The organism is Kribbella sp. NPDC056861 (genome assembly GCF_040687575.1).
In the GTDB taxonomy this organism is placed as follows: domain Bacteria; phylum Actinomycetota; class Actinomycetes; order Propionibacteriales; family Kribbellaceae; genus Kribbella.
In genome coordinates this window covers 38,236-60,990 of the sequence record NZ_JBFBNQ010000013.1, presented here as the reverse complement: position 1 = coordinate 60,990, position 22,755 = coordinate 38,236, and the positions used below count along the sequence as shown (strand labels likewise).

The following is a 22,755-nucleotide window of genomic DNA, read 5'->3' as shown; positions in this document are numbered from 1 at the left end:
AGTACCGGATCGGCCCGAGCGGTTGCCTGCTCAGCCAATGGCTCTGACGTTGTGACCCTTCCACTGGAACTTCCCGTAGCGCCCCTCGGCCACGATCTGCGGGACCGGACCGGTCAGTGCGAAGTGCGTCAGTGCCTGGCAGCGCGCTCCTGGAGACGTGTTGTGGCAGACGGTCGCGTGGAACTGCGCCCGAGCCCTGATGCCGGTCGAGACACAGTGATTGGGAGCAATTCGATAGATGCGGCGACCGTAGGCCACCTTGACACTCACGCTGCCCTGGGCGCAGGCAACCAATGACTTGTCGACGGCAACGACGGCGGTGGCGGGACCGTCGCCAACCGCAGCCAGACCGACGCTGAGGACCGGTAGCGCGACCAGTCCGGCAATCCACTTCTTGAACGACACTGGGAACAGTCTTCCTGTAGGCGGGAAAAGCACGAGTCACCAGCACAACCCGTCAACCCTGTGAGGCTCAAGTGAGGCCGCCTTGCTCTGTGGCCGCGCCACAGTGAATCGCAGTTGCCCAGAGGCTGCGGAGGGACATCGGTAACGCTGCGGAGCCTCCGTAGTTTGTTGCGGGCCGGTCTGGTGTGTCGCGTCGGCAAGTCGCAGTCTTTGGCTACGACGCTGACCCGTCAGGCGCCTTCGGCGCCTCTCACCATCGGAGAGAACCATGCTCAGTCCAAAGAAGATGCTTGCCATCGGAGCGACCTCCGCCCTCGTCGTCAGTTGCCTGGGGTTCGCCGGCATCACGTCGGCGACGGCAGCCGAGCCGGGCGATCTGAGAATCTGCGTCAAGGCACATATGAAGATCATCGTGGACCTCGGCCAGATCGACCGCCCGCGAATCGATCAGAATGTCTGCCTTCCCGTTTACGGCCCTCGCGCCGGGTGGGTGTTCTGGACCCAGTCGTGCAACCCGTACGGTGGCGACTCCCAGGTCTGCGAGCCGTACCGGAAGTGGAAGGTCACCGGAGTGCAGGCGAAGATGACGTTGGTGACCAACAACAACGGTCCGGGCGATCTGTGGCACTACTCGTTCCAGTTGGTCAACGTCGTCCGCGCCTGACCGCGGCCGATTGGTCCTGACCATTGACAACGGGCCCGGCCGGGTTTGTGATGAGGTCAATCATTCCTTTACCACTCTGACCAGTGGAGCCCATCATGTCCCAGAAGTCTTCACGTCGTCGCCGGTTGCCCCGAGTCGCGCTCGCCTTCGCGACACTGGCTGTTTCGGCCGGATCGTTCACCGTCCCCGCGAACGCCTACGTCAAGCTCGGTCATCTCCAGAACTGGGCATCGGGCGGTTGTTTGACCAGCACCGCGGATGGGCTGGTGGTCTCTACCGCCTCCTGCCAGAACGTGGATGCGCAGCTCTGGACCGTAACCGGGCCGGTCGGGATGGAGAACGGATCCGAGGTGTTCAACATCAAGAACAAGGCGAACGGTCGGTATCTCTGGATCGGTCGCCTCCACCCGTGCAACGCGCATCAGTGTTACGAGCCCGCCGTCAAGACAGTGGTCGGCACCGGTGAAGAGGAGACTCGAGTAACAGCCAGAGGTCCTGGCTGGTACGACGTCACTCTTCTTCACCACTACTACCCCAATGGGGTGGTGCCGTTCCCGAGCCACAACATCTGCCTGGACTCCGTCGGCATCGGCTCGGCCTACGCCTGGGGCCCTCCGATGGGGAACTCCGGCCAGTACGACTGCAACTACGGCACCTACCAGACCTGGCGGTTGATCCCCTGATCGACCAATCCGCCGGTGGCGCCGGCCAAGCGGCCGGCGCCACCTTTCGTTGCCTGACGGGCGATCAGTACAACTGCCAACGCTGGTAGCTGCCGTAGTTACAGTCGATGGTGTACGCCTGCCAGACGGCGGCGCTGTCCAGGCACAGGTTGTGGCCGAGTGCCCACCGGCCACTGTTGCGCAGCGCCACGTTCTGCCAGTTGGCGCCGACGCCGTCGAGGATGCCCATGCTCATGACGGAGTCGGTGCTGACGGCGCACTTGTCGGTCCTCAGAACCATCTTGTTGCGGTCGGCATCATTCACCCACATGACGAGACACCGTCCGGTCTTGTCGTTCAGGATGGTGACCTGCTCGCTTCCGTCCGCTTGAGCATGTCCGACCGGTCCCCGGATGTGCCAGATCTGATACCGGCTACCGCCGTCACAGGGCTTGGTGTACACCTCATCGGCATCGTTGACGACCAGGCACCCACCATGCTGCCGGTTCTTCAGATGTCCCACTTTCTCGTAGGCCTGAGCCTCGGCGGGGAGCACGGCGACTGACGCGACCACGAGCCCGACCAGGACGAGAAGGCGGGTGAAGAGGCGCTTGGGACGACGATTCGACGTCGTCGTTGGTACTTTTGGCATGTTGCTGACCACCAATCCGGATTCCACTACCACGCGAACAGACTTCGGGATGACCTCTAGACGGTCGGAGGCAGTCGCGACTCAGTGGCGCGACGCTTGCGCAGGTCGTCGGTCGAAGCCGGTCGGCTGAGGGCGGCACTGCGGATGGGTCGGTACTCCCACTGGAACTGGTCAGAGCCCGGGGGAGAGGCTAACCACCACGGCGAGTGGTTAGATATTGGTCAGACTAACCTCGGATGTTTGCCTCAGGCAAGCCCATAGCGCCGGAAGGGCAGGACTTCACGCCCGGTCGATCAGGATCTCGTTGATCGTTGTCGTCCTGTCCGGGTTCACGCTCCAGCTGCACTGGGTGAACTGCCGAGCGAACTTACAGCTCCGCTGATACTTGGACTTCGCGAGAGACTGACCCCACAGTTGGTTCTCGACGCGATACACCCGGTAGATGTGAAGGTCGCCGATTCCCCACGGCCCCGGCTGGCCGGGTCTCGGGCGAAAACAGAGCGGCGCCTGCTGGTCGAGGCTGAAGATTCTGATGTAGTTGGCCGGATGTCTGACGCAGTCTGCGTCGTCGCGATAGATCTCGCGGCGTGGTGGGTCGGCCGCGGAGGCCGACATCGCTACCCCGGGCGTCAGGGCGACCAGGACCGCGGTGGTCAGTGTCGCAGCGAGTAGACGAACGGACATGATGTCTCCTTGAGGGCAGGGGCTCTGGCCCCACATGCTGTCCGCGGTTCATGTCGTGGACAACCTGTCAGTGGTAAACCTGTGGACCCATCGTGGAGGGGCCGTGGCGAGATCACCGAATCGTTGCGGAGCAACCGTAGTTCGGCGCCCAGGGGCTGGAACTGCCGAGATCCGGGGCGCAGCCTGATGCTGCGACGCTGACCCGTCCAGGCTCTGTCAGCGGCGCCGATCTGGATGGAGTAGCCATGCGCGTCACGAAAGTACTGTCCTGCGCTGTTGTCCTCGCCACCGTTACCGGCGGGCTGGTCGCTACCGGTGCAGGCACGGCCGGAGCCGCCACGCAGAACACCTTGACGGTCTGCGTCAGAGCCGATCTCAAGGTCTTGGTGGACATCGGGGTACCGGATATTCCGAAGGTCTACAACGGTCAGTGCCTGGTCGTCACCGCATTTCCGGGCACGGTCCTGTACACCCAGACCTGCAACCGGTACGACCCGCCTTACCAGTCCTGCGAGCCCTACGCGCAGTGGAGAGTCAGCGGTACGCCGGCCACGCTCGTGGCGGTACCCGACAAGGGGGGCAACGATCGCTGGCACTACAAGTTCCTCGCCACCAGGATCGGCCACTGAACTGGTTTCGACAATGGTATGAACCATTGACAAGGGCAATGGTCAGAGTTCTAGTGGTCTGGTTGGCATCGTCCGTCTGACCACGGAGGCCCCAGTGATCACTTCTCGTCTGCCCCGACGCGGCACGCCCCGCTCACGTCTGGCCCGGATCTGCCTTGCCTTTGCGCTCGGCATCGTCTCGATAGGCCTCTTCGCGCCGGCCGCCCAGGCCTACGACATGACCAGACACATCCAGAACTACGCGACGGGTGAATGCCTGGACAGCAATGTGAACGGCGACGTCTACATGCTGCCTTGCCAGGACGGTAACGACTGGCAGACGTGGTTCGTGCACGGGTCACTGGGGTCGGAGGGTGGCTACGACACAGTGACGATCCAGAACAAGAAGACCGGCCGGTACCTGAGCATTTCCTCCTATCTCTTCTGCAGTGTGGCAGGCGCTTGCTGGCCGCTGCCGAAGGTCAGCACGGTGAACGGCACCGGCGATCCGACCACCAGGATCACCGGAGCCGGGGTCGGCTGGTGGAAGGTGACCTTGCGCGTCCTGCGGCCCAACTCCCCGTACTACTGCCTCGAAGCCACGGCGGACACGGCCGTCAACAGATTCGGCACTCCCAACTGCACCTACTCCTCGAACCAGACGTGGCGCCTGATCTAGCCAGCAGTGACCACAGCGTCGCCCACCGGATCGAGAGAAGGTCTCATGACGCCTGCCCGGATTCCCAAGGCACCGCACGCGCTACCGGTTGTCGGCCACGTGGCCGCGCTGGCCGTCAGTCCGCTGGGGTTTCTCGCGTCCCTGCGTCCGATGGGCGATCTGGTGCAGATCTCGATCGGCCGGCATCCTGCCTATGTGGTGAACTCGCCGCTGCTCATCCGGCAGATGCTGGTCGAGCGGCCGGGATCCTTCGACAAGGGAATGATGTTCGACAAGCTCAGAGACTTCCTGGGCAACGGCATCGGGATGTCGGGTGGTGAGCTGCATCGCACCCAACGACGGCTGATGCAGCCTGCCTTTCATCGGCACAGGATCAGCGAGTACGTCGAAGTGATGGCGCGATCCGCCGACGAAGCCGTTGCGGCCTGGCCGGTGAACCGGCCGATCGCCGTTGAGGACGAGTTCAGCACGGTCACCCTGTCGGTGATCGCCAGGACACTGTTCCGCACAGAGCTGGCTGCCGGCGCGATCGCCGAACTGCAGCAGGCGATCCCGGTGGCCCTGGCCGGTGTGATGCGTCATGCCATCATCCCGAGCAAGGTGCTGGAGCGGATCCCGACCCCCGGCAACATCCGCTGTGCCCGGGCGATGAAGCGGACTCGGCAGGTCGTCACCGACCTGATCGCTTCGTACCGAGCCTCTGGTGCCGACCACGGCGACGTGCTGTCGCTACTGCTCACCGCACGCGAGAACGAAGACGGCCGGGGAATGAGCGACGAGCAGATCCATGCCGAGATCATGACCATTCTGCTGGCCGGGATCGAAACCAGCAGTTGCGTTCTTGCCTGGCTGTTCCTGGAGCTGAGTCGCAATCCCGATATCGAGGCCCGGGTCCTGGCCGAGATCGAACAGGTTGTCGGCGCCGACCAGATCAGTGCGGGACACCTGCCGCAGCTGGACATCCTGCGTCGTTCGGTCAGCGAGACCCTTCGATTGCACCATCCGAACTGGCTGGTGATGCGGCGTACCACCGAGCCGGTGGCATTGGGCACGGCAGAGCTGCCGGCGGGTGCGGAGATCCTCTTCAGCCCGACGACGCTGCACACCGATCCTGGCCTGTTCGAGGACCCACTGCGGTTCGATCCGGACCGTTGGCTGCCGGACCGGGCCCCTGAGCGCGCCGAGGCGAAGTACATCCCGTTCGGAGCCGGCACCCGGCAGTGCATCGGAGACACCTATGCGCTGGCAGAGGTGGCGGTGATCGCCGCGACGGTTCTGAAGCGGTGGCAGCTGACGGGCTCACCCGCCAAGCGCCGGCCGGTGGTAGCGCTCACCGTCCATCCGCGCGGACTTCGGCTTACTCCGGTTCGCCGTCCGCAGCGGCCGGTCAGAGTGGAGGAGGTGCACCGATGACGGTCGCGACAGTCGAGATTCCGTTGCTGGACTGCCCGTTTCCGAGTGCGATCAACCCGCACGCCGACCGGATGCACCGCGCGACGATCGAGTGGGCCAGCCGACACCGGATGCTGGACACAGCACGGTTGATCCGGTTGGACGAGTCGAAGATCGGCTACGTGGCGGCCTGGACGAACCCGTTGCTCGACCCGGCCATGGCCCAGCTCACCTGTGACTTCTACGTCTGGCTGTTCGCGGTCGACGACGGCTACTGCGACGAGTCGCCCGAAGGCGCCGATCCGGTGGTGATGACGCGGATGGCCGCGGGGCTGATCCGGATCCTCGCCGACCCGGACACCGCTGTGCCGGAGGCAGGGCGGTGCGGGCCGGCGTTGCAAGATCTCCGGCACCGGGTGGCCGCCGTCGCGAGACCAGGTCAGCTGGATCGGTGGATCGCGGCGACGAAGGACTATCTGTTCGGGATCGTCTGGGAGGCGTCCAATCGGGCCCGCGGCGCCGGCCCGTCCTTGGACGAGTACGTCGCACTGCGTCCGCTGGCCGGTGGGCTGCCCGCGTGCTTCGCGTTGCTGGACGTCTGCGGACGGTACGAGGTCGACGCCTGGTACGACGAGGTGGTACTGCGGATCTCCCGGATGGCGGGCAATGTCATTGCCTGGGACAACGACCTGACGTCGTACCTGAAGGAGGTCGCGGACTTCGGCGCGATGCACAACCTCGTCACCGTGCTGGCTGCGGATCGCGGCGTCGATCCGCAGCAGGCCGTGCAGCTCGCGGTCGCTCTGCGTGACGCGGAGCTACGGCACCTCCAGGACGCGGAGGGGCAGCTGACGGCGGTCAGTACCGGTACGGCGCAGTACCTCACCGCGTTGCACCACTGGATTTCCGGCTACCTGCGTTTCACCGAGATGAGCAGCCGGTACACCACACCCGGACGATCGAAAGGACCGACCATGAACACTACTGCTGACGCTCCCCGCGACCCGATGTCGGTGATGCAGGCCTGGGCGGACACGACCAACGACCGGGACGCCAAGACCTGGGCGGACTGTTACACCGAGGACAGTGTCTACGAGGACCTGGCGCTCGGTCAGACGTTCCGCGGACACGCCGAGCTGGAGGCGATCGCGACGGCCTGGTTCGACGCCTCGACCGATCTGCACATCGAGCTCGGTGACTGCTTCGCCGTCGACGGCCGGGGTGCGATGCCCTGGACGCTCAGTGGCACGCTGACCGGAAAGATCCCGGGCCTGCCCGACTCGGCCAAGATCGGGAACAAGTTCGAGTTCCGCGGGGTCGAGGTGCTCGAGTTCGGCGAGGACGGCCGGATCCGGCGGGAGAGCGGCAACTGGAGTCTCTACACGCTGCTCGACCAGCTCGGCGTGTTCGCCGGATGAGCCGGACGAGTGAGGTGCCGGCGCTCTTCTCGATGGAGTACTTCAGCAACCCGCTCCCGACCCTGGACCGGCTACGGCAGGACCACCCGGTGCTGCAGACCCAGCTTCCGTTCGTGGACGTGGAGATCTGGCTGATCAGCGGGTACGACGACATCCGGCTGCTCTCCGGTGACGACCGGCTCAGCGCCAACCCACGGTGGGCCACGCAGGAGTTCATCGACTCCGGAATGGCGATGGGGCTCGGGACCGGCTGGGAGAAGGGGTTCATGGGTGACCCGCCCGACCACGGCCGGCAGCGCCGGCTCGCGGGACAGGGGCTGACCCCTCGGATGGTGGCGCGCTGGGAGTCCCTGATCACCGAGGTGGTGAACGGATTCGCCGACGAGTTGGCGATCGCGGGGGAGGCAGACCTGGTGCAGTCGTTCGGCTACCCGTTCGCGATCACCATCGCCTGCGAAGTACTCGGCGTACCGCAGGCCGATCATCAGCAGTTGCGCGCCTGGGCCGAGCAGGCGGTCGGACCCGATCGTGCTGCCGCGACACAGAGTCTCGTCTCCACCCTGGCGTATCTGAAAGACCTGCTGCGAACCAAACGCGAGGATCCCGGCGAGGACCTGATGTCGGCGTTGCTGGCGGCAACGGAAGGCGACGACCGGTTGGGTGAGGCGGAGATCTGCGCGATCGCCGGAGGCATGCTGCTGGCCGGCTTCGAGACCGCGGCCAACTTCGTCTGCAACAGTGTGGTCGCGCTGCTCGACAATCCGGAGCAGCTGCAGCTGCTCCGGGACCAGCCGGACCTGATCGACGGGGCGGTCGAGGAGTTGCTGCGGCACTCAGGGCCGATCGTGCTGTCCCCGATCATCCGGTTCGCCACCGAGCCGATCGAGCTGCACGGAGTGGTCATCCCGGCCTCAGCCGCCGTCGGCTTTCTGGCCGCTGCCGCCAACCACGACCCGCGGGTGTACGAGGAGCCGGATCGGTTGGACATCACCAGGTCCGGTCCACCGCATCTGCAGTTCGGGCACGGCCCGCATCACTGCGTCGGCAACGCGTTGGCCAGGCTCGAGGCCCGGATCGCGCTGACCACCCTGCTGACCCGGTTCACCGACCTGCGGCTGGCGGTCGACCGCTCGGAGGTCGTGCACCGCATCTCGCCGTTCATGTTCGTCTACGACAAGGTCCCGGTCCGGCTGAACTGATCGGAGGTCCGGCGGCGGTACTCCGGGCGGCTGAGCATCGGAGGACTCGCCGCCCGGAGCCGTGGTGCCTGCCTGGAACTGGTGCGCCGTGGAGAGTTCGCCGTCAGGTACCGGAAAAGAACATCGCAGTCGCCCGAGAATCGTTCAAGTCCGCGCCGGGACTCTGTGGTCGACCCACAGCGTCGCGGCGTGGGGTCGGAGCCTGCGGTGGTTCCGCAGCATTGGTTGCCCTAGGCCACTGAATGGTGGTGAGCTGTCCGACGGGGGAGTGAGGCGAAGCGGAGGAACGGGAATGATCAGGCGCACACCGTCATGGCGATGCGTGGACAGTTGGAGCAGTGAGGTCGGCCAGGGAATCAGCGAGGTGCTCGCCGCGGCCTGTCCGCCGAGATCGCTCACCGGACGAACGGTGGCCGAGGTACTGCGCCGTGACTCGTACGGCGGCCGGGAAGGCAATCCACGACTGTTCGCGCTGGCGGTCCTGGGGTGCCTGCGGGCGGACCCGACGCCGGCCGTCGACATCAGTGTGCTGTCACATCTGTGGTGGGCCGGTGCGGAGGTCCTGGACGATCTGATCGACCGCAAGACGGCCGGCCATGGCTCGTGGTCATCGGGGGAGTTGCTGATCGGTGCGACGGCCTGCCTCGACCTCCTGCCACAGGTCGTCATCGATCGCAGTGAGGTGCCGGCGGCGATCAAGGACTTCTGGCGCAAAGAGTTGGTCGACGGGACGCTGGCGGCCGCCGAAGGGCAGTTGAGCGATCTGCTGCCGGCCGACGGTTCCGTGAGCTGGCAGCAGACGATGATGTCGTATCTCGGCAAGGCGGGTGCGGCGTACGGCCGGGATGCCGCGATGGCCGCCCGGCTGGTCACCGCCAACCCCGTGCAGTTACGCAACTGGCGCGACTTCGGCTGGCTGTTCGGCGTCCTGCGGCAGTTGCGCAACGACGTCCTCGACTCGACCGGTCAACTCGAGGACCTGACGAACTCCACACCGACGCTGCTGCTGGCCTGCGCCTTCGAGACCATGTCGGGGTCCAGGCGGCAGGGGTTGCGCTCGTTGGTTGCCGACGCGGCCGGGTGTCCTGCCGACGCGGTTGCCTTGCGTCGCTTGCTGACCGCTGACGACGTGATCACCAACTACCACTCCCGGGTGACCTCGCTCGGCCACCGCGCGAGATCGATGTTGGTACGGCTCGCTTCCAGCGGCTCCAGCTACCCGGACGCATTGCTGTGGATGATCGACGAGGCGGTGGAACTGGCTGTGCCCGGTCCTCACCGTGAACTCGAGGCCGTGCCCGCCTGACCGGACGCGATCACCCATTGGAGCGCGGTGATCAGCAAGTAGGTGGTCGCGCCGGCGGTTGGTGCCCAGATCCAGCCCAGTGGGAGTCGCAGCAGGACAAGGACCAGACCGGCGGCCGTTGCGCCCAGCCCTGCACAGATCCCGCGCCGTCGCGAGCCCGCCACTGTCGACGGACCGTACGTCCGGTCCAGCAGGGTGGCGATCGCCGCCACGCTCGAGGTTGCCGCGACCACGACGACCAGGACGCCAGGAGGGCCACCCAGCACACCGGCAATCGCACCGACCAGTTCCCAGGCACCCAGCACACACAGGACGAGCGTCGTACCCAGGCTGAACTGGCCGAAGCGCAGGTTGCGAGGGCCAGTGGCCCCACCGGCCGGCCGGCGAACGATCAGTACCAGGCCGAGTACGGTCAGGGCAACGAGCAGAGCGAAGACGATCGTGTACCCGGTTGCCCGGCCGGCAGGAATGAACTGCCTGACGTCGCCGCTGCCGAAGTCGCAGACCGCGCGTGGCGGTAACCAGCTCACCGTTCGCGCTGTCGCATGGTCGCGATGGAACGTCAGTTCGCAGTCCTCACCGGGATCGAACGAACTCGGCATCGCATCGGACACGGCGACACCCCACACCAGGAGCGCGCCCAGACCACCGGCGAACAGTGTCCCGGCCCTCCGGCTCAGCAAGTCCATCAGGCATTGACCCGCGCTCGGCGCCGGCCGGTCAAGCAGTTCGTGGAAAGCCTGGTGAGGGTCCGCAGGACAGAGCGGCCGGACCCGGACACCGGCGTAATATGACCAATGGTAAGACTCGTGAGGAGATGGTGAGGATGGCGTCCGACGGGCCGACCGTTCGGCAGGCGGTCTTCGACCTGCTCCGGATTTTCCGGCTGACCACGATCTTCGGGAATCCGGGCTCGACCGAGTTGGCGATGTTCAGGGACCTTCCGGACGACTTCCGGTACGTGCTCGGCCTGCAGGAGTCGTTGGTGGTGGCGATGGCCGACGGATTCGCCCGCGGCAACCGGAACGCCGCCGTGGTGCAGTTGCATTCGGCAATCGGTGTCGGGAACGCGATGGGCAGCATCTACACGGCCTACCAGAACCGGACTCCGCTGGTGGTCATTGCCGGGCAGCAGGCACGGTCGTTGTTGTCCGCCGAGCCCTTTCAGTACTCCGACCAAGCGGCCCAACTACCGCAGCCGTACGTGAAGTGGAGTGTCGAGCCGGCCCGCGCCGAGGATGTCCCGGCCGCAGTTGCCCGGGCCTACTACCTGGCGACGGCGCCGCCGCAGGGCCCCGTTCTCGTCTCGGTGCCGTCGGACGACTGGGACCGGCCGGCTGATCTTGTGGTGCCCCGGCCGATCAGCGCCTCGTTCCGGGCGGACGGTAGGGATGTCGCCGAGATCGCCGCCGCACTGGCCGCGGCTGACGCGCCTGGGCTGGTCGTCGGGCCGGTCGTCGATCAGGACGGTGCGTTCGCCGAGGTGGTCGAGTTGGCGGAGCGTCTCCAGGCGCGAGTCTGGTCGGCCCCCTGGCCGTCGCGCTGCTCGTTTCCCGAGAACCACGCCCTGTACGCCGGTGTGCTGCCGCCGGTCCGGGAACTGATCCGCGACAAACTGGCAGCGCACGACTGAGTGCTGGTTCTCGGCGCACCGATCTTCGCTTACCACGTCGAGGGAACCGGAGCGGTCGTCGCGGACGGCACGACGCTGTTCCAGTTGACGGACGACCCGCGTCAGGCGGCATGGACGCCGGTCGGCGCGAGTGTGCTGACCACGCTGCGGGCCGGACTGCGGGATCTGCTGGCCCTCACATCGGTGGAGCGGCTGCCCGGTCGGACAGCCCCGAGGGCGCCGCGTGTCGACGTACCGGATGCGATCAGTGATGCCTATCTCTACCAGACTCTGACCGACGTCAGTCCGGACGACGTCGTCCTGATGGAGGAGGCGCCGGGAAGTCGCCGCGCGCAGTGGGAGCACTGGCGTAACACCCGGCCCGGCAGCTTTTTCAACGCGACCAGTGGTGGTCTGGGCTACTCGTTGCCAGCGGCAATCGGAATGGCGTTGGCCCGACCGGACACCAGGGTGCTCGCGGTGATCGGCGACGGGTCGAGTATGTACTCGATCCAGGCGTTGTGGTCGGCCGTGCAGACCGGCGTGACCAACCTGACCGTGGTGATCGTCAACAACGGTTCGTACGCGACGATTCAGCAGTTCGCGGACCTGTTGCACACCAAGCCGGTGGGGTCGGACCTGTCCGGCATCGACTACGTCGGGCTGGCGTCCGCGATGGGAGTGCGGGCGATCAGGGTGAGCCGTGGGAGCGAACTTCAAGCCGTCCTGCGGGACGCGGTCACGGCCGACGCGCCCCGCCTGATCGAGGTCGTGGTGACGAACGAGAAGCTCAGGCTCTTCAGCTGACGGACCGGCGCCAGATCCGGTGCAGATTGCCGGTCAGGGCGGGGTCGAAGAGGCACTCGGCCTGGTCGCGCGTGTAGTTGGCCAGGCATCGACGCAGCAGATCGACCGGTTCGGCCGCGATTCTCATCGCCCGCCGGTTCGCGCGGGCACTGATCGCGCCGACCTCGGTCTGCTCCGCCACACAGGCCGCGATGGCATCGGTCATCTCCGCCGGCTCCACGACCGTCCCGACGAGCTGGCGCCCCAGCGGACTGTCTGCCGGATAGGTCACCTTGGTGGTGACCGCGAGCCTGCTCTGCGCATCACCGAAGACTCTGGCCAGTCGCATGCCGCCCAGGCCGGGGATGATGCCTTCCCTGCCCGCGGGGAGGCTGAAGTACGACCCGGTCTCGCCGATCACCTGGTCACAGACCAGCAGGATCTGGCAGCCCCCACCGATTGCGAATGTCTCCAGCGCGCCGATCCAGGGCTTCTCGTGCCGCCGCTCCGGGCCACCGGACGGACCATCCACGGGGTGACCGCGCAGAATCTTGTTCATCGCGCCGAGCTCGCGGTTGAGAAAGAAGTCGACCAGCGGGATCCGGCCCTGGACCAGGTGGGTCAGGTTGAGACCGGAGCTGAACACCCGCCGGCCGGCGTACTTCGGATGGGTGGCCGGCGCGCCGCGCAGTACGCCGATCTCGATCCGGTCGTCCAGCAGTACCAGGTCGACCGCGAGTTCGAGCGCTCGCACGCTGGTGACGTCCTCCGCGTTCAGGAACGCGTGGTTCTGCAGGGTGACCTCGCCTGCCACGCCGTTGCGTTCGACCCGGACGACGCCGAGGTCGACCTGGTCGAACTCCCGCAACTCGTTCAGCAACACCAGCGCCTTGGGAAGGGGGGCAGTCATCGAGTCGATCAGATGGGCTCCGCAGACGGCGTCGTCCAGCCACCAACTGGCCAGCAAGCCGTGGTCGAACTCCAGACCGAGTTTGTGCTGCTGCATGCGCTGGCGGTCGTAGCTCAGCTGCAGCCTGTCGGGGAGCAGACCCGGATAGAGATCGGTGGCCAGGGCAAGCAACTCGCCGAGCCGCCTCCTGACGGTGAACTGCTCGGTGAGCTCGGCGTAGATCGTTGCCGCGCGCACCGAGTACAGCTCGTCACCACGAGTGCGGTGAGCAACCAGCATTCGGTTCACATCCCGCGATCTTCCTCTTCCTTGCTCGGATTCTGCGTAGGCGGCAGTGATCGCCTGGTGGTTGTCACGGTGGGCGGCGAGTTCGTCGCAGATGCTCATCAGTCGAATCCCTTCGGAGCGGACGGGATCAGGGCGGCTGAGTACGGTCAGGTACAAGCCTCATTCTTTACCAGTTCCCGCGACTCACGCAAGTAAACTGACCGAATATTGCCCGATGGTAAACCTCTGCTGTCTCTGGACAAAACGGTGTTGGGTCGTTCACTCGGTGACGGGACCATCGAGAGGGTTTGCCGTGAGAGCTGTTGTGGTGAGGGAAGATCGAGGTCCGGTGGCCTGGCTGAAGTTCTGCCACCGGTCGGGCGTTCTGCACCGGCGCCGACCTGAAGGCGTTGTCCGGTCTGGACGGCTCGGTGGACCCGGTGCAGGTCAGATCTTTCACCAGAAGGGTTTCCGGCGTGTTCCAGCAAGTCGCGCAGTCGCATCTTCCGGTCATTGCCGCCGTCAACGGTCTGGCGGTGGCCGGCGGGTTCGAGCTGATGCTCGCCTGTGATCTGGTGGTAGCCGCCAGCAGTGCGAGAGCCGGCTGCGGACATGCCAGATACGGATTGCTCACAGGGGTCGGCGGCGCGACGCGTCTGGTGCGGGCGGTGGGGCCGACGGTGGCGAAGTACCTCGCGTTCACCGGAGACCTGCTGACTGCCGAGGCGCTGGCGTCGTACAGGCTGGTGAACGAGGTGGTCAGCGACGAGTGCTTCGAGCAACGAGTCGACGAGTTGTCGCAGCGGATCGCGGCGAGCAGTTCCCGGGGCATCGCCCTGATGAAACAGATGATCGGGGATGCCCAGGACCAGTCGCTGGCCGCGGCGCTACGAATGGAGTACGACCTCGTCGGGCTGCACGCTGCCAGCCCCGACGTCCAGGCAGGTATCGGGGCTTTCAGAGCCAGGACGACTCCCGATTTCGTCGGCCTGGGGCGTGACCATGAGTGAGGACGGTATCGCCGCGGGGGTCGGCAGGACCGCGTTGTTACTGGCATCGGCGCGAGCGATGGAGACCGGCCGGTCGGGGCTGGTCGACGATCGGTTCGCGAGGTTGTTCGTGCTCGCGGCCGGTGCGCCGTCGGGATTACCGGTCGAACTGCCGGCGGAAGAGACCGGGACTCGGCAGTTCTGGCACGACTTCGCACTGGGCGCGGGGCTGCGCAGCCGGTTCTTCGACGACTTCCTGCTCGCGCACGACGGTGGCCAGATCGTGCTGGTGGCGGCTGGTCTGGACAGCCGGTCCTATCGGCTGAACTGGTCGGCGGGCACCAAGGTCTTCGAGATCGATCAGCCGGCGGTGCTCGCCTTCAAGGGGCACGTACTGGCCGACGAATGGGCGGCCTGTACACGGTGCGTCGTACCGGTCGACCTTCGAGAGGACTGGGCTGGTGTCCTCCAAAGGTCCGGCTTCCAGCCGGGCGAGCCGACGGCGTGGTTGCTTGAAGGCCTGATGCCCTATCTGTCGCCGACGGACGTCGAGACCCTGCTGGATCGGATCACGAACCTGTCAGCACCGGGCAGCTCGATCGCACTCAACCATTTCTCCGGAATCCGTTCGGCCCCGCCGTTGGCCGACGCGCTCGACTTCGATGTGCTGGCCCTGCTACAGGTCGAGGACCAGCCTGATCCGGCGGAGCTCCTGCACCGCCGCGGCTGGTCGGTGACCCGCAGTCCGAGCAGGGACATCGCCGCTCTGTACGACTGTGAACAGTCCTGGCGGAAGAAGCGCCTGGACGTCATCGGTACCGGTGTCACCGGCACGAAGTGAGGCAGTCATGAAGGATCTGTACGAACTGGGCGAGACGCCACCGTTGGCGAGGTTCCGGATCGCATGTACGCCGCGGTCATCCGGCCCGAACGGTACGGGTCGCCGGCGGGGGCCTTCGCGGTGGAGACCGTCGCGGTACCGACGATCGGACGACGGCAGGTGCTGGTCTGGGTGATGGCAGCAGGGGTCAACTTCAACAACGTCTGGGCAGCGAGTGGTCGGCCGGTGGACGTGGTCGACCACCGACGGAGACGAGGCAGCACGGACGAGTTCCATATCGGTGGCTCCGACGCGGCTGGGGTCGTGTGGGCCGTCGGCGCGGAAGTGAACCGGGTCCAGGTCGGTGACGAGGTGATCCTGAACCCGGCCTACTGGGACGAACTCGCCGATGACATCAGATTGGGTGCGGACCCGACACTGTCGAAGTCCCTGCAGGCGTGGGGGTACGAGACGAACTACGGATCTTTCGCCCAGTTCACCGTGGTCAACGAAGGGCAATGCCATCTCAAACCTGCCTCTCTCGACTGGATGTCGGCGAGCTCACTGCTCTGTTGCGGCGGTACGGCGTACCGGCAGCTGTGCACGTGGACGCCCCATACGGTCGGCCCGGGTGATCCGGTACTGATCTGGGGTGGCGCGGGTGGACTGGGTTCGGCAGCCATTCAGTTCGCGCGGCAGTTCGGTGCACGGCCGGTCGGCCTTCGAGCACTGGGGAAGGACACCGGACGGGTCGGATCGCGACGCGCAGCGAGCCTGGTTCGCCGGGGTACGGGCCTTCGGAGAGGAGTTCTACCGGGTGCTCGGTGAACGGCGGGCGCCGCGGATAGTCTTCGAACACTCGGGGTCGGACACGATGCCGACGTCGGCCTACGTCTGCGACACCGGCGGCATGGTGGTGTTCTGTGGCGCAACCAGCGGCTACCTGACTGACATCGACCTGCGCTACCTGTGGATGCGGCAGAAGAGGCTGCAGGGATCGCATGGCGCCGCGCCTCGGCAGGCACAGGCGGTGATCGACCTGGCGGGCGCCGGACTGTTCGAACCGTGCGTCTCCATGATGTTGCCGTTGGCAAGCGTCGGAGAGGCCCACCAGTTGCTGAGTGACAACCGGCATCCGCCGGGCAACACGGTGATCACCGTGAACGCGGTGGCCTGAGATGGACGATCCGACCGTGCTACGGACCGCGCGGTCCGTACTGTCCGTGCCGGGGGACCGACCGGAACGATTTGCGAAGGCGTCAGCCAGCGGCGCGGATCTCCTGATGCTCGACCTGGAGGATTCGGTGCGGCCCGCTGCCAAAGCGGCGGTTCGTGAGAACGTGGTCCGTTGGCTGGCCGAGGGCGGGACCGGGATGGTGAGAATCAATGCCTACGGCACCGAGTGGTACGCCGATGACGTGGCGGCGCTGGCCGATCAGCCTCGGTGGGTGCTGTTGCCGAAAGTCGCGGGCCGGGCCGAACTCGAGGCACTGGCCTCGGTCTTGGCGGCCGGGTCCCGGCTGGTCGCGCTGATCGAGACCGCGGCCGGCGTGCTCGACGCGGCTGATACCTGCAGGGCCACTGGTCTCGAACGAGTGATGGCGAGGTCGGTCGTCGTTGCCGCGTCGGCTGCTGCCGGACTGGCACCGCCGATCGACGGCCCGACCGTCGCGCTCCACGACGACGACGTACTGCGTGCTGATCTGGAAGCTGTGGCCGCGCTCGGGTTCACCGGGAAGCTGTGCCTGCACCCGCGACAGCTCCGCCTCGCCGACGAGGTTCTGACACCCACCGCTCAGATCGTGACCTGGGCAGAGAAAGTCCTTGGCGCAGTCGGCGTCGGCGGCGTCGAACTCCTCGACGGAGCGGTGATCGCGCCGCCCGCGGTCGTGCGGGCACGGCTGATCCTCGAGCGGGCAGCCTTCGCGGCCGCCCGACAGGTGATCGGAGTACAGGGACGATGACAACTGATGACGAAGCACGGCCGAACGTGGCCCGGATGTACGACTACTGGCTGGGCGGTGTGTGCAACCTGCCGATCGACCGGGCACACGCCGCGAGGGTTGAGGAGATCCTGCCGGGGATGGAGATGCTGGTGCGATTCAACCGCGGGTTCCTGCGGCAGGCCGTGACCTTCATGTTCGACCAGGGGATCAGGCAGTTCCTCGACCTCGGGTCGGGGTTGCCGACCGCGACCAACACACACCACCTCGCACTGGGTCGGCAGCCTCCGATCAAGGTCGTCTATGTCGACCACGACCCGGCTGCCGTCGAGTGCGGCGAGCAGCTGCTACGAGCAGTCGAGGATGTGAAGATGATCTGCGCCGACGCGCGTCGTCCGGACGACGTCTTCGCCCATCCGGTGGTGCGAGAACTCCTCGACCTGCGAGAACCGCTGGCACTTCTGATGAACGGCTTGCTGGTCTTCGTCGGGGACGAAGAGGATCCGGGCGGATTGGTCACGCAGTACCGGGAGCGCTGTGCCGTCGGCAGCTATTTCGCGGTCTCTCACCTCAGTGACGAGCTGGCTGACCCGCAGACCGCCGTGGCCATGCACGCGATGGTGGATTCCTACCGGGGCACGGTCGGTCAGCTCCATCTGCGCGATCGGGCCGCCGTCGAGGCCCTCCTGAAGGGCCTCACTCCGGTCGCTCCCGGCCTGGTGACGATGCCTTCCTGGCGCCCGGACGCGGACCTCCGATTCGGACCGTCGTCTTCCGCCGACACCCTGGGATACAGCGTCGTCGCCAGGCTGGAGTGAATCCTGTGGTGCCACCGCAGGGCCATGGACCGTGTGTTCGGCGCAGGATGGCAAACACCGGCTGAGAAGATGAGGATCGCATGTTCAGGAAGTGGAAGAGGGCAGGTGCCTTGATGGGCGCGTCGGCGCTGGTGGCCGCCGTCGGGGCCACCGGGCCGGCTCACGCCAAGGTGCGGTGGACCGACTGCCGGAGTCAGTACGACCTGCAGGTGTTCACGCGGCACGGCACTTTCTGCCTGACCGGCGATCGGGGTTCACAGCGCAATGTGTACGAAGCCGGCCTGAGCCTGAAAGATGCGACCTTCATCTGGTCCGGTCGGTGGGCCGGCGCGGCCTCGGTCTGGAGACAGAACGACGGAATGCGGTTCGTGGTCCCGATCGTCCCTGGCAAGGGCGTCGCGGTCACGCCGGCACCCACCACTGCGTCCAGCACCTACGTGGAGAAGCTCGTCTTCAGTGCTTCGTGATCAGCTACCTCAGTAGATCTCGATCGCGTAGATGTTCTGGTCGAGGGCGCCGTCCCAGCCTGGGCCGAAGGTGAGGTAGCCGGAGGGGGCGCGGAAGAGCCGGCCGCGGGTGACCCCGGTGTGCAGGTAGGCGATCCGGCGCGCTTGACCGTCGGTGAAGAAGTAGGTTCCACTGCCCCAGTAGCACTCCTGCTGGTACCTCGACCCGTTCCAGACGTAGATGGCGAGGAACATGTTGCTGGTGCAGCGGACCCCGCTGATCGTGGTGGCGGCGGAGGCCGTCGAGATGCCGGTGGTCAGAAGGGCGAGGGTCGCCGCCACGGCGACGAAAGTTGCCCGGGTGAGTTTGCGCATGAGGACTCCTGGCCCAGTGGAAACGATACCTGTCCAGCCTGGCAGGGTCTGCTGGGCGTGGGAGTGATTCATCCCTGAATCTGTGGTGTTTCATCAGGGAATACTCTCTGTTGCCGCACAGGATTCCGTTAGAGAACGGTGAAGGCTGGGCCGGAGTACTGGCGATCGGGATTGTCTGCTGAGGTAATGGTCTCGACAGAACACAACGAAACCGAAGACAAGCGAGGGTTGGATGGGGTCTCCGGTCGTACTGGTCCCTGGTGGTCGCGCCGCCACGGTCGTCCGCGGGGTGAGCTGGTGAGCCGGCTGGTTGCCGCGGCGGGCGCGTTGCTGTTCGCGACTGGACTGGTCCTGGGTTTTCGCGCGATATCGGTGCCTGAGCACGGTTGTGGCTCGGTCTTCAAGCCGTCGATGGAGCTGATCCCGATGGCCTGCGACTCACGTCTGGACGACCGACGAGGGCTTGTCACCGGCCTGGGTGCCGCGGGGTTGCTGGCGACTGTCGGTGGGCTCGGGTCCGCCATGGTCCAGGACCGGCGGTCCGAACGGAACAATCCGCAGTACGGTTCACGAACCGCATCCCAGCAATAGGGTGGAGCATTTGGGTGGAGGCTCTCCGATGCGCAGCAGGTACCGTCCAGTGTCCTGTTGATGAAATCGCACCGAAGAGCCTCCGGATCGTGGGACTGTTCAGCGGGTGCCGAAGTTCTGGACCCAGTAGTGCTTGTACGTCGTGCCGCCGCCGTAGCCGTAGCCGACGCCGATCGAGCGGTACGAGCAGTTTAGGATGTTCGCGCGGTGACCGGCGGAGTTCATCCAGCCCTGCACGACCCGCTGAGCAGTCGGCTGACCGGCCGCGATGTTCTCCGCCCGCCCGGTGTCACTGGGGTATCCGGCCTGGCGAATCCGGTCGAAAGGGCTCCGGCCGTCCCGGCTGGAATGGCTGAAATAGTTGTACGAAGCCATGTCGGAGGCATGACCTTGAGCTGCCCGGTCCAGGGCCGCGTTGCGCACCAGCGGTCCGCAGCCGTGAGCCGCACGCTCGCGGTTGGTGTACGTGAGAACATCGGAGCGAACGTCGGTGGTGCCGGCCTGGGCGGTCTGTGCGGTCACCAGCAGGCCGGCCATGGTGATCACACCCGCCAGAACGGCGGCCGCTCGACCAGGGTTGTGGACACGTCTCATCTGCAGCTCCAAGGGGTGCGGGGCGGTGGTGATGTCGCTCGAGAAGCAAACCGAACCGCAGCAGTCCGCGACTACGTGGAACTGCCGCAGGCTTCGGGACCACCCCATAGGCGGAGACCGTAGGAACGGGCGGTTTCCGTGGACAACCTCCTCAACGGACGGAACCTGCGGAGGTCTCCACAGGGTTCGTCATACGGCGTTGACCATCTGTCCGGGTGCTGTCAGGGTTTCGGATATAGAGCAGGTTCGGGACCTTGCAGCGTGAGTGCCGAGGGAGAATTCCCTTCAGAAGAAGCGTGCTCGCGCCATCGCTGAGCACTATCAGGTGTCCTGCACCGCCGCGCTGCGGACGTGGACGGACAGGCCACGAACTGCTCCCGATCCGGATGCCTATCCGACCAGGGCGATCGAGGCCGGCCAAGCGGCTGCCTGGTTCGGCGCGCCGATCGGGGTCTTGCGATGCCCGCAGGTTGACGATGCGCGGTGGGCGGCCGGTGTTGGCAGGAGATCGATGGACTTCCTTGTGAGCCGGTGACAGTCGACCTCGGGTCAGCGCGGGTTCGCGCTGCCCGGGTCGACTGGTCGGAATTCACAGCGAGCCGGGTTCCGTTGGACAACGGGACCATCGTTCTCTGTTTCGCGACCGAGCTGGCGGCGCGGTTCGACGTGGAAGGCTGAGGACGGGCTGGGCGTCTACATCCGCCACTTCTGGTTGGGAGTACCCACGCAGCGCCAGAGTTGGACCCGGGCGCCGGAGGTGGAGCTGTTGTTCGCGACGTCGAGGCACTTGTCCGCGGCAGGGTTCACGATGTCCTGGGCGCCGCTGTAGGCCCACTGCTGGCCAGGGCTCCCGTTGCAGTCCCACAGCCGGACGGTGGCGCCGTTCGCCGTCGACGAGTTGGCGATGTCCAGGCACTTGCCGAGGGCACGAATCGTCCCGTCGCCGGCGCGGATCCACTTCTGCGCACCGGTGCCGTTGCAGTCCCAGATCTGGACCTTGGTGCCGTTGGTGGTACCGGAGCCGGCGACGTCGAGACACTTACCTGCGATCCCGTTGATCTGCTGGCCGCTGCCGCCTGGCTGGCCGCCTCCGGAGGAGCCGAGGCTGGAGACGCGAACGTAGTCGACGGTCATCGACTGCGGCATCTGGGTGCTGCCGTCGGGATAGCCGGGCCACGAGCCGCCGACCGCGACGTTCAGGATCATGAAGAACGGGTGGTTGAAGACCCAGTTGCGTCCACCGAGATCGGCCGGCGTACGGCGCTGGTACTGCTTGCCGTCGACGTACCAGGTGATCGAGTCCGGTGCCCAGTCGACAGTGAACGTGTGGAAGCCGTCAGAGAATTTTCCGCCGTTGGGCAGTGAGTAGGCGCCACCGATGCCACCGCCGCCGGAGTACCCCGGGCCGTGGATCGTGCCGTGCACGGTGGAGGGCTCCCGGCCGATGTTCTCCATGATGTCGAGCTCGCCGTTGTTCGGCCAGGTCTGACCGCCGTCGCCGAGCATCCAGAAGGCCGGCCAGATGCCCTGGGTACGGGGCAGCTTCAGCCGGGCCTCGAAACGTCCGTACTTCTGCGTGAAGGTCTGTGCGGTGAGCAGCCGGGCCGAGGTGTACTCGCAGGTGCCGTAGTGGCACTGCTTGCCACCGCTCTCCCTGCGCGCCGTGATCACCAGGTGCCCAGCGCCGTCGAGGGCGGAGTTGCGGGTGGAGTTGGTGTAGTACTGGCGCTCGGCGTTGCCCCACCCTCCACCGCCGAGGTCGTAGCGCCACTTGCCGGAGTTCGGTGCCTGACCGGCCGGTCCGTCGAAGTTGTCCTCCCAGACGGTGCCCGCGACGGCCTGGGGCGCGTTGACGTCCGCATCGGCGGGTCCTTGGATCACTGCCGCGGCAAGTACGGCCGCGCCGGCGGCAACCACTGCTGCCGTCCAGATCCGGGGTGATGATGTGAGCCTCATGGAGTTCTCATTTCTGGCAGGGCCGGTTCGAGGCGAGCCGGCCCGGGGGCGAGAATGCCACGACCTCGAGATGGTCGCTGCCCGAAGCATTCTCGCCGATGATTCTTTCTGTCAACACTGGAAATCGAGGTGCGACGTCAGGAATCTATCAGGCAACTGTGGCCGGAGCTTCTCAGAGCACGCGGACCGCGCGAATCCGGTATTCGACGACGGCATGGGTGTGCGGGGCGATCACCACCCCGGTATCGCCGGTGTAGCGGTACACGCGGACCCGGTGATCACCTGAGTTGACGTACTTCGTGTACCACCCCTCCAGGTGCCTCTCCCCGGATCCGAAACACTGGCGGAGGGTCTGGGGTCCCCCGGGGCCGACCTTGGTTGCGACTACCTCGGCGTTGTGCCCGTCGCAGCCGGCGGCCGATCGCTGGCCGGCAGCAGGACCGGGAGTCGCGCCGGCACCGAGGGTGGAGCCGACAGCACCTGCCAGAACCACACCGCAAATCGCCAACATACGCACTGGTGACTTCATGAAACCTCCGGAATCAAAGGGCGGATTTCTGCAGACTCTAGAGTCGCCGGCCGTGGGGGCGGGGACGGTGCCGAACATCTGTGGTGGGACCGTAGGCGGAGCCGGAGCTGCCGAAGGCCTCCAGCACCTACGGTGGGCGACGACGACCTCGGCCTCCGAAAGGAGCTCGGTGCGCCGCTGGGCCTGCCCGGCACGGGTGGCCAGGTCGACACGGGCTGACCACAAAATGTCACCAGTCCGATTGTTACTGCGGATACTCCGTAGTGTTTCGCAATTCTTGGGAAATCAGGCCAGCGGTGCTCCGCGGGTTTCGTGTGCGGATGTTCGGGCTGTGTGAAGTCCGCCGTCACCGGGTTGCCCACGCGTTTCGCGTGCACGAAAGTTGCAGTGCTTGCTCACGCTGGGGCAAGTCCGGAAGTCCAGGATTCTCTACTCGACCCCCGAAGTGTG

26 protein-coding genes and 1 pseudogene are annotated in these 22,755 nt (G+C 66.0%); 18 read left to right on the top strand and 9 right to left on the bottom strand.

Going from position 1 to position 22,755, the window contains the following annotated elements:
* Window positions 1-30: 30 nt before the first annotated feature.
* Window positions 31-405, bottom strand: a complete 375-nt coding sequence (locus AB0P21_RS40985; protein WP_363704928.1) for a hypothetical protein — start codon at window positions 403-405, stop codon at window positions 31-33.
* 268 nt (window positions 406-673) lie between these two features.
* Here AB0P21_RS40985 and AB0P21_RS40980 point away from each other — a divergent pair, with 268 nt between their 5' ends.
* On the top strand, window positions 674-1,069 hold the full coding sequence (locus AB0P21_RS40980) for a hypothetical protein (protein ID WP_363704926.1): 396 nt from the start codon (window positions 674-676) through the stop codon (window positions 1,067-1,069).
* A gap of 95 nt (window positions 1,070-1,164) precedes the next feature.
* The gene (locus AB0P21_RS40975; RefSeq protein ID WP_363704924.1) at window positions 1,165-1,752 is read left to right on the top strand and encodes an RICIN domain-containing protein; all 588 of its coding nucleotides are present in this window, start codon (window positions 1,165-1,167) and stop codon (window positions 1,750-1,752) included.
* A gap of 64 nt (window positions 1,753-1,816) precedes the next feature.
* Here AB0P21_RS40975 and AB0P21_RS40970 read toward each other — a convergent pair whose 3' ends face one another.
* Together AB0P21_RS40970 and AB0P21_RS40965 are read right to left on the bottom strand one after the other, a co-directional pair.
* A complete protein-coding gene (locus AB0P21_RS40970; protein ID WP_363704922.1) occupies window positions 1,817-2,416 on the bottom strand; it encodes a hypothetical protein in 600 nt (199 codons plus the stop codon).
* Between the two features lie 246 nt (window positions 2,417-2,662).
* Window positions 2,663-3,067 carry a hypothetical protein gene (locus tag AB0P21_RS40965; protein ID WP_363704920.1) on the bottom strand — a complete coding sequence of 135 codons (405 nt, stop codon included), beginning with the start codon at window positions 3,065-3,067 and terminating at the stop codon, window positions 2,663-2,665.
* Between the two features lie 245 nt (window positions 3,068-3,312).
* Between AB0P21_RS40965 and AB0P21_RS40960 the strand changes: the two genes are divergently transcribed.
* The 6 genes from AB0P21_RS40960 to AB0P21_RS40935 all read left to right on the top strand — a co-directional run bounded on the left by AB0P21_RS40960 (window position 3,313) and on the right by AB0P21_RS40935 (window position 9,669).
* Window positions 3,313-3,696 carry a hypothetical protein gene (locus AB0P21_RS40960; RefSeq protein ID WP_363704918.1) on the top strand — a complete coding sequence of 128 codons (384 nt, stop codon included), beginning with the start codon at window positions 3,313-3,315 and terminating at the stop codon, window positions 3,694-3,696.
* A 94-nt stretch (window positions 3,697-3,790) separates the two neighbouring features.
* The gene (locus AB0P21_RS40955) at window positions 3,791-4,354 is read left to right on the top strand and encodes a hypothetical protein (RefSeq protein WP_363704917.1); all 564 of its coding nucleotides are present in this window, start codon (window positions 3,791-3,793) and stop codon (window positions 4,352-4,354) included.
* Window positions 4,355-4,399: 45 nt separating this feature from the next.
* Window positions 4,400-5,767 carry a cytochrome P450 gene (locus AB0P21_RS40950; protein WP_363704915.1) on the top strand — a complete coding sequence of 456 codons (1,368 nt, stop codon included), beginning with the start codon at window positions 4,400-4,402 and terminating at the stop codon, window positions 5,765-5,767.
* Window positions 5,764-7,164: a nuclear transport factor 2 family protein gene (locus AB0P21_RS40945; protein ID WP_363704913.1), complete on the top strand. Its 1,401-nt coding sequence runs from the start codon at window positions 5,764-5,766 to the stop codon at window positions 7,162-7,164. The genes AB0P21_RS40950 and AB0P21_RS40945 overlap by 4 nt, the downstream gene beginning before the upstream one ends.
* Window positions 7,161-8,363 (top strand): cytochrome P450, encoded by a 1,203-nt coding sequence (locus tag AB0P21_RS40940; protein WP_363704911.1) that lies wholly within the window; start codon window positions 7,161-7,163, stop codon window positions 8,361-8,363. The genes AB0P21_RS40945 and AB0P21_RS40940 overlap by 4 nt, the downstream gene beginning before the upstream one ends.
* 322 nt (window positions 8,364-8,685) lie before the next feature.
* Window positions 8,686-9,669 carry a polyprenyl synthetase family protein gene (locus tag AB0P21_RS40935; RefSeq protein WP_363704909.1) on the top strand — a complete coding sequence of 328 codons (984 nt, stop codon included), beginning with the start codon at window positions 8,686-8,688 and terminating at the stop codon, window positions 9,667-9,669.
* Here AB0P21_RS40935 and AB0P21_RS40930 read toward each other — a convergent pair.
* Window positions 9,639-10,358 carry a hypothetical protein gene (locus AB0P21_RS40930; protein WP_363704907.1) on the bottom strand — a complete coding sequence of 240 codons (720 nt, stop codon included), beginning with the start codon at window positions 10,356-10,358 and terminating at the stop codon, window positions 9,639-9,641. The genes AB0P21_RS40935 and AB0P21_RS40930 overlap by 31 nt on opposite strands.
* A 137-nt stretch (window positions 10,359-10,495) precedes the next feature.
* On the opposite strand from AB0P21_RS40930, the gene AB0P21_RS40925 reads away from it, so the two are divergent.
* Together AB0P21_RS40925 and AB0P21_RS40920 are read left to right on the top strand one after the other, a co-directional pair.
* Window positions 10,496-11,302: a thiamine pyrophosphate-binding protein gene (locus AB0P21_RS40925; protein ID WP_363704905.1), complete on the top strand. Its 807-nt coding sequence runs from the start codon at window positions 10,496-10,498 to the stop codon at window positions 11,300-11,302.
* Window positions 11,303-12,088, top strand: coding sequence for a thiamine pyrophosphate-dependent enzyme (locus tag AB0P21_RS40920; RefSeq protein WP_363704903.1), 786 nt, complete (start codon window positions 11,303-11,305; stop codon window positions 12,086-12,088).
* Here AB0P21_RS40920 and AB0P21_RS40915 read toward each other — a convergent pair.
* On the bottom strand, window positions 12,081-13,364 hold the full coding sequence (locus AB0P21_RS40915; RefSeq protein ID WP_363704901.1) for an enoyl-CoA hydratase/isomerase family protein: 1,284 nt from the start codon (window positions 13,362-13,364) through the stop codon (window positions 12,081-12,083). The two genes, AB0P21_RS40920 and AB0P21_RS40915, sit on opposite strands and share 8 nt — an antisense overlap.
* A 257-nt stretch (window positions 13,365-13,621) precedes the next feature.
* Here AB0P21_RS40915 and AB0P21_RS40910 point away from each other — a divergent pair.
* From AB0P21_RS40910 to AB0P21_RS40880, 7 genes and pseudogenes are all read left to right on the top strand, one after another.
* Window positions 13,622-14,254: pseudogene (locus AB0P21_RS40910) on the top strand (enoyl-CoA hydratase/isomerase family protein); the annotation flags it as partial.
* Entirely contained in the window at window positions 14,247-15,074 is an 828-nt protein-coding gene (locus AB0P21_RS40905; protein WP_363704899.1) for an SAM-dependent methyltransferase, read from the top strand. The pseudogene AB0P21_RS40910 and the gene AB0P21_RS40905, both read left to right, overlap by 8 nt.
* 63 nt (window positions 15,075-15,137) lie before the next feature.
* A complete protein-coding gene (locus AB0P21_RS40900; RefSeq protein WP_363704897.1) occupies window positions 15,138-15,881 on the top strand; it encodes an alcohol dehydrogenase catalytic domain-containing protein in 744 nt (247 codons plus the stop codon).
* Window positions 15,871-16,230 carry a zinc-binding dehydrogenase gene (locus tag AB0P21_RS40895; protein ID WP_363704895.1) on the top strand — a complete coding sequence of 120 codons (360 nt, stop codon included), beginning with the start codon at window positions 15,871-15,873 and terminating at the stop codon, window positions 16,228-16,230. Before AB0P21_RS40900 ends, AB0P21_RS40895 begins: the two co-directional genes overlap by 11 nt.
* A 1-nt stretch (window position 16,231) precedes the next feature.
* A complete protein-coding gene (locus AB0P21_RS40890) occupies window positions 16,232-17,017 on the top strand; it encodes an aldolase/citrate lyase family protein (RefSeq protein ID WP_363704893.1) in 786 nt (261 codons plus the stop codon).
* The gene (locus AB0P21_RS40885; protein ID WP_363704891.1) at window positions 17,014-17,814 is read left to right on the top strand and encodes an SAM-dependent methyltransferase; all 801 of its coding nucleotides are present in this window, start codon (window positions 17,014-17,016) and stop codon (window positions 17,812-17,814) included. Before AB0P21_RS40890 ends, AB0P21_RS40885 begins: the two co-directional genes overlap by 4 nt.
* A gap of 80 nt (window positions 17,815-17,894) precedes the next feature.
* Entirely contained in the window at window positions 17,895-18,281 is a 387-nt protein-coding gene (locus AB0P21_RS40880) for a hypothetical protein (protein ID WP_363704889.1), read from the top strand.
* 9 nt (window positions 18,282-18,290) lie between these two features.
* On the opposite strand, the gene AB0P21_RS40875 is transcribed toward AB0P21_RS40880, so the two are convergent.
* On the bottom strand, window positions 18,291-18,635 hold the full coding sequence (locus AB0P21_RS40875; RefSeq protein ID WP_363704887.1) for a hypothetical protein: 345 nt from the start codon (window positions 18,633-18,635) through the stop codon (window positions 18,291-18,293).
* Window positions 18,636-18,932: 297 nt separating this feature from the next.
* Here AB0P21_RS40875 and AB0P21_RS40870 point away from each other — a divergent pair, with 297 nt between their 5' ends.
* Window positions 18,933-19,226, top strand: coding sequence for a hypothetical protein (locus tag AB0P21_RS40870; RefSeq protein ID WP_363704885.1), 294 nt, complete (start codon window positions 18,933-18,935; stop codon window positions 19,224-19,226).
* A gap of 99 nt (window positions 19,227-19,325) precedes the next feature.
* Here the strand turns inward: AB0P21_RS40870 and AB0P21_RS40865 are convergent, their stop codons facing one another.
* The 3 genes from AB0P21_RS40865 to AB0P21_RS40855 all read right to left on the bottom strand — a co-directional run bounded on the left by AB0P21_RS40865 (window position 19,326) and on the right by AB0P21_RS40855 (window position 22,269).
* Window positions 19,326-19,820: a CAP domain-containing protein gene (locus AB0P21_RS40865; protein WP_363704883.1), complete on the bottom strand. Its 495-nt coding sequence runs from the start codon at window positions 19,818-19,820 to the stop codon at window positions 19,326-19,328.
* A 693-nt stretch (window positions 19,821-20,513) separates the two neighbouring features.
* The gene (locus AB0P21_RS40860; RefSeq protein WP_363704881.1) at window positions 20,514-21,776 is read right to left on the bottom strand and encodes a family 16 glycosylhydrolase; all 1,263 of its coding nucleotides are present in this window, start codon (window positions 21,774-21,776) and stop codon (window positions 20,514-20,516) included.
* A 172-nt stretch (window positions 21,777-21,948) separates the two neighbouring features.
* Window positions 21,949-22,269 (bottom strand): hypothetical protein, encoded by a 321-nt coding sequence (locus AB0P21_RS40855; protein WP_363704879.1) that lies wholly within the window; start codon window positions 22,267-22,269, stop codon window positions 21,949-21,951.
* Between the last annotated feature and the right edge of the window lie 486 nt (window positions 22,270-22,755).